This window comes from Nitratidesulfovibrio liaohensis (assembly GCF_011682075.1).
GTDB classification, from domain to species: Bacteria; Desulfobacterota; Desulfovibrionia; order Desulfovibrionales; family Desulfovibrionaceae; genus Cupidesulfovibrio; species Cupidesulfovibrio liaohensis.
In genome coordinates this window covers 1-4,318 of record NZ_VSMK01000222.1, presented here as the reverse complement: position 1 = coordinate 4,318, position 4,318 = coordinate 1, and the positions used below count along the sequence as shown (strand labels likewise).

Here is a 4,318-nt window from a genome sequence, read left to right as displayed (position 1 = left end):
CCACCACCATGCCGCAGGGCGCGCCGCACAGCGCACGCCCCCCCGCACCCGCCACGCTGTTCCTGCACCACGCCCGCATCGAACTGCCGGGCTTTCGCGCGGCATGCCCGCCGCCGTGGTTGCATCTGCTGCCGTCGGAACTGCAAGAGGCGGCACGCGCCGCGTACCGCCTCGATTCCTGAGCCGCCCCATTTCCGCCTGGCAGCGCCAAACTGTCTCCCGCCTGTGGTCGTCCGTGGTCGCCTGTGGCCCGTCAGGCGCCCTCCAGCGTCTGCCCCGCGCTGACCGCACGCCGCCGGGCGGCGGCGTTGCCTTCATCCCATGCCGCCCCGTTGACTCCCAGCCGCCGGGCTGTCAGCGCCCGTCACGCCCACCGTTGCCGTCGTCTGCCACCTTGCCGCCATTGGCTGTGCCATCCTGTTCACAACCGTCGCCCTCTTCGGACGGCGCGCAGCCAGCCACCACCGGCGGGGCGTTGCTGGCCCCGGTGCGCCAGCGCACCCGACGCTGCTGATATGCGGCCACCATGCGATAGGCCGCCACGTAGGCCAGCACCCCAGCCACGGCACCAAACACCACCCCACCCGCGCACAGCACCAGATACACGTCCCAGCCCATGGCCAGCAGCGAGGTGAGGTTGGCGATATCGTCGGGCAGCGCCACATGCATGTTCGGCAGCAGAAACGAGCCGATGGCGAAAAAGATGGCGTACAGCGGGCCGAAGGTAACCGGATTGGAGTACAGCGTGGCGATGACCGCCGCCGTGGGGCTGGCCCGCAGCAGCCAGGCCACCACGCCCGCCAGCAGCATCTGCGAGGGTATCAGTGGAATGGACCCTATGAGCATGCCAAGTCCCACGCCCAGCGCGATGCGGTGCGGCGTGGACGGCAGCCGCACCAGCCGCAGCCGATGCAGCCGCACGGCCCGCAACAGGCGCTCCGGTGCGGAACGCCCGTTGCGGCGCGGCCCGGGGGCGCCGTTTCCGGCGCTGTCTGCGTCCGAGGGTGGCGTATCGCCATCCTGTGGGTGCGTGCTATGGTCCATGCGTGGCTCCGGCGAACTGCGGCGGCGCGTCATCAACCGCGCCGCATGGATACGATAGCCGCGTGCGAGGCCAAGAGCAACGGCTGCGGGACAACCGCTGTCAGACAACGGTTGCGGGGCCGCGTCTGTTGCCCGGCCCATGGCCGGACCGAACCTGAGTCAGGGCCCGCCCTTACTCACGCTTCCAGTCCTTGATCCGCAAATCCACAGACGCCGCGCCGTTGTACCGGTCGATGCGCGGGGTGTAGGCCAGGCGCACCCGCGTGCCGCGCAGGCTGTCCGGAAACTGGCCGGACTGGCGCCACGCCTTGGCCCGCAGGGTGATGCCGCAGCTTTCGTCGGTCAGTTGCAGTTCCACGTGGTCGCGCGTGGGACCAAAGCGGCGCAGGTCGCGCACCAGCACCGGCGGCGAGGCGAACACCGGCTCGGCGTTGCCCGTGCCGAAGGGCTGGAGCATTTCCAGTTCCTTCAGCAGGGTGAAATCGCCTGCCAGGGCAAAGCCCAGTTCGCCATCCAGCTTCAGGCGCGGGGTGAGCGGGGTGTCGCCCAGTTCCGCCCGCACCACGGCGTCGAAGCGCTCGCGCAGGGTATCCACGTGGCTGGCGGCCATGCTCATGCCCGCCGCCTGATGGTGCCCCCCGAACGAGGTGAACAGGTCGGCGCAGCGGGTCAGCCCGGCGTGCAGGTCGAATTCCGCCACCGAACGGCCCGAGCCCTTCATGGATTCGCCGTCGCGGCTCAATATCAGCGTGGGCCGGTAGAATTCATCCACGATGCGCGAAGCCACGATGCCGATGACGCCGGGGTGCCAATCCTCGCCGTGCAGCACGAGGCCCATGCGGTCCAGTTGCCCTTCGGCCTGTTTTTTCGCGGCATCGAGGATGCGGTCTTCCTCTGCCCGGCGCCGAGCGTTTTCCGCGTCCAGTTCCTGGGCCAGGCTGGCCGCCTCGGCGTGGTCGTCGGTCAGCAGCAATTGCAGGGCCAGTTCCGCCTTGCCCATGCGCCCTGCCGCGTTGATGCGCGGCGCAAGACCGAACACCACCTGCCCCGCGCCGATGGCCGCCGACGGGTTGTACCCGCTCACGGTTTTCAGCGCGGCCATGCCGGGACGGCGGGCCTCCGCTATCTTCAGCAGGCCGTTCTTGACCAGGATACGGTTCTGCCCGTGCAGGTTCACCACGTCAGCCAGGGTGCCCAGCGCCACCAGATCGAGAAAGTCGCGCATGTCGGCCTTCTTGCCGGTGCGCTCGGACAGGGCCGCGTTCACCGCCGCCATGACCAGAAAGCTTACCCCCACCCCGGCCAGGGCCGGGCACGGGCATTCCGCCAGGCGCGGGTTGCAGATGGCGTGGGCATCGGGCAGAGCCTCGGGCGGCATGTGGTGGTCGGACACCACCACCGTCATGCCCAGTTCGCGCGCCCGGCGCACCGGCTCCACGTCCGATATGCCGCAGTCCACGGTCAGCAGCAGGCGCACGCCCTGCTCTGCCAGACGCTCAATCCACGCCACGTTCAGGCCGTAGCCTTCCTCTCGCCGGTCCGGGATGTGGTGCGCCGCCTCGATGCCGTGGTGGGCAAGCACCCCCTTGACCAGTGCCGAAGATGTCACCCCGTCCACGTCATAGTCGCCCCACACGGCAAAGGGCAGCCCGGCCAGCAGGCCCTCCGTCAGGGTGCTGGCCGCCTGCTCCAGCCCCGGCCACTGGGCCAGTGGGGCCAGGTGCCGCAGGTTGGGCGAAAGGTACAGGGCCATGTCGTCCACGGACCCCACCCCGCGCCGCCACAGCAGCCGCACGATGAGTTCCGATACTTCCAGCCGCTCTGCCCAAGCCGCGAACGGCGGCGTTGCCGCCTCCGGCTCCGGGCGGAATATCCAGTTGCGTGTCACGCATGCTCCGGGAAAAAAAAGACTGTGCAGAAAAGATCAGGTCGGGAAAGGGCACTGTTGCAATGGGCATTGGCTGCCCCCGCGCATTCCGCGCGGTGCCGAGGGCTTTCTCCAAGGCAGGATTTTCGTTCGCTGGCAAGGAGAACGAACCCGCCATGAGGGCGCGCGGCAGCCGTTAGGCGAGCGCGCAGCGCGAGTCTTGCGGATGGCGTCCGCAACGCGCGGCAGCCGTTAGGCAAGCGCGCAGCGCGAGTCTTACGGATGGCGTCCGCAACGCGCGGCAGCCGTTAGGCAAGCGCGCAGCGCGAGTCGTGCGGCCACGCATTGCGCCCTTCTGGTCGGAAGCCAACGCGCGAAAAGACTATTTGGAGAACGCCCTCACGCCAGTTGCGACACGAACTGCCCTATCCGCTCGCCTTCGAGCAGGGTTTCGATTTCCGCCATGAAGGCGGCCACGTCAACCCCCAGCGAGCGGGCCGCGTCGTCCAGCCCCTGCGGAATCAGCACATCATCGGGCAATCCGCCCGGCAGGCTGCCGGGCAGACCGTCCGCGCCCAGTCCCGCCAGCCGTTCGCGCAGGCGCAGCGCGGCATCGGCCACGTACACCACCAACGCGGCGCGTTGATGCTCGCCCGCCAGATGCGGGGCATGGTGCCAGTTGATGGGTTCCGTCAGGGCCATGGGCAAATCCCAGAACGACAGCAGGCGCGCCCCCACCACCCCGTGCTCCAGCCCCAGCAGCGACTCCTCGGCCTCGGAATCCATGAGCTTCTCGTCCCTGGCCAACTGGCGGATGGCAGCCCAGTCGTCCGGGCGGTAGGCGGCGATGAGCAGCTTGCCAAGGTCGTGCAGCAACCCGGCGGTATAGCAGGTCTCCGCATCGCAGCCCGGCACCCGGCGGGCCAGCAGGCGACAGCCGGCAGCCACGGAAAGCTGATGCCCCCAGTATTCGCGCAGGTCGAACGCGGCGGGCAGGCGCGAACGGTCGATCATGCGCGAAATGCCCAGCGCCAGCACCAGCGCGCGTATTTCGGCCATGCCCAGAACGGCAACGGCCCGCTGGACGGAGGTCACCTCCGATTGCAGGCCGTAATAGGCGGAATTGGCAAGGGACAGCACGCGGGTGGCAAGCCCCTGCGCCTTGTTGACCACCCCGGCCACGGCGGACAGGGGGGCCATGGAATCGTCGCGGGTGGAATCGAAAAGTTCACGCAGCAGGCCGGGGTCGTAGGGCAGTTCCGGCGGGTGGCGCAGCAGTTCGTCCAGCAACGCCTGGGCCGCGTCCAGACCGCCAGAGCCGCCAGTTCCACCGGGGCCGGAGGGTCGGGCTGGGTCGGGGGGTACGCCGCCCCCTGCCCCGCTGGCGGGGCTCACGACCCGCCTCCG

Annotated in this window: 3 protein-coding genes and 1 pseudogene; 1 reads left to right on the top strand and 3 read right to left on the bottom strand. The window is 69.3% G+C overall.

Features of this window, described 5'->3' with window-relative positions:
* Positions 1–182 (top strand): annotated as a pseudogene (locus FVW27_RS08870) (RNA pseudouridine synthase); the annotation flags it as partial.
* A 172-nt stretch (positions 183–354) separates the two neighbouring features.
* Here FVW27_RS08870 and FVW27_RS08865 read toward each other — a convergent pair.
* The 3 genes from FVW27_RS08865 to FVW27_RS08855 all read right to left on the bottom strand — a co-directional run bounded on the left by FVW27_RS08865 (position 355) and on the right by FVW27_RS08855 (position 4,306).
* Positions 355–1,044 carry a DUF2062 domain-containing protein gene (locus FVW27_RS08865; protein WP_167124442.1) on the bottom strand — a complete coding sequence of 230 codons (690 nt, stop codon included), beginning with the start codon at positions 1,042–1,044 and terminating at the stop codon, positions 355–357.
* A 172-nt stretch (positions 1,045–1,216) separates the two neighbouring features.
* Complete coding sequence (gene recJ / locus FVW27_RS08860; protein WP_167124440.1) at positions 1,217–2,932, bottom strand: single-stranded-DNA-specific exonuclease RecJ; 1,716 nt, start codon at positions 2,930–2,932, stop codon at positions 1,217–1,219.
* A 378-nt stretch (positions 2,933–3,310) separates the two neighbouring features.
* Positions 3,311–4,306 carry an HDOD domain-containing protein gene (locus tag FVW27_RS08855; RefSeq protein WP_341806113.1) on the bottom strand — a complete coding sequence of 332 codons (996 nt, stop codon included), beginning with the start codon at positions 4,304–4,306 and terminating at the stop codon, positions 3,311–3,313.
* Positions 4,307–4,318: the final 12 nt, after the last annotated feature.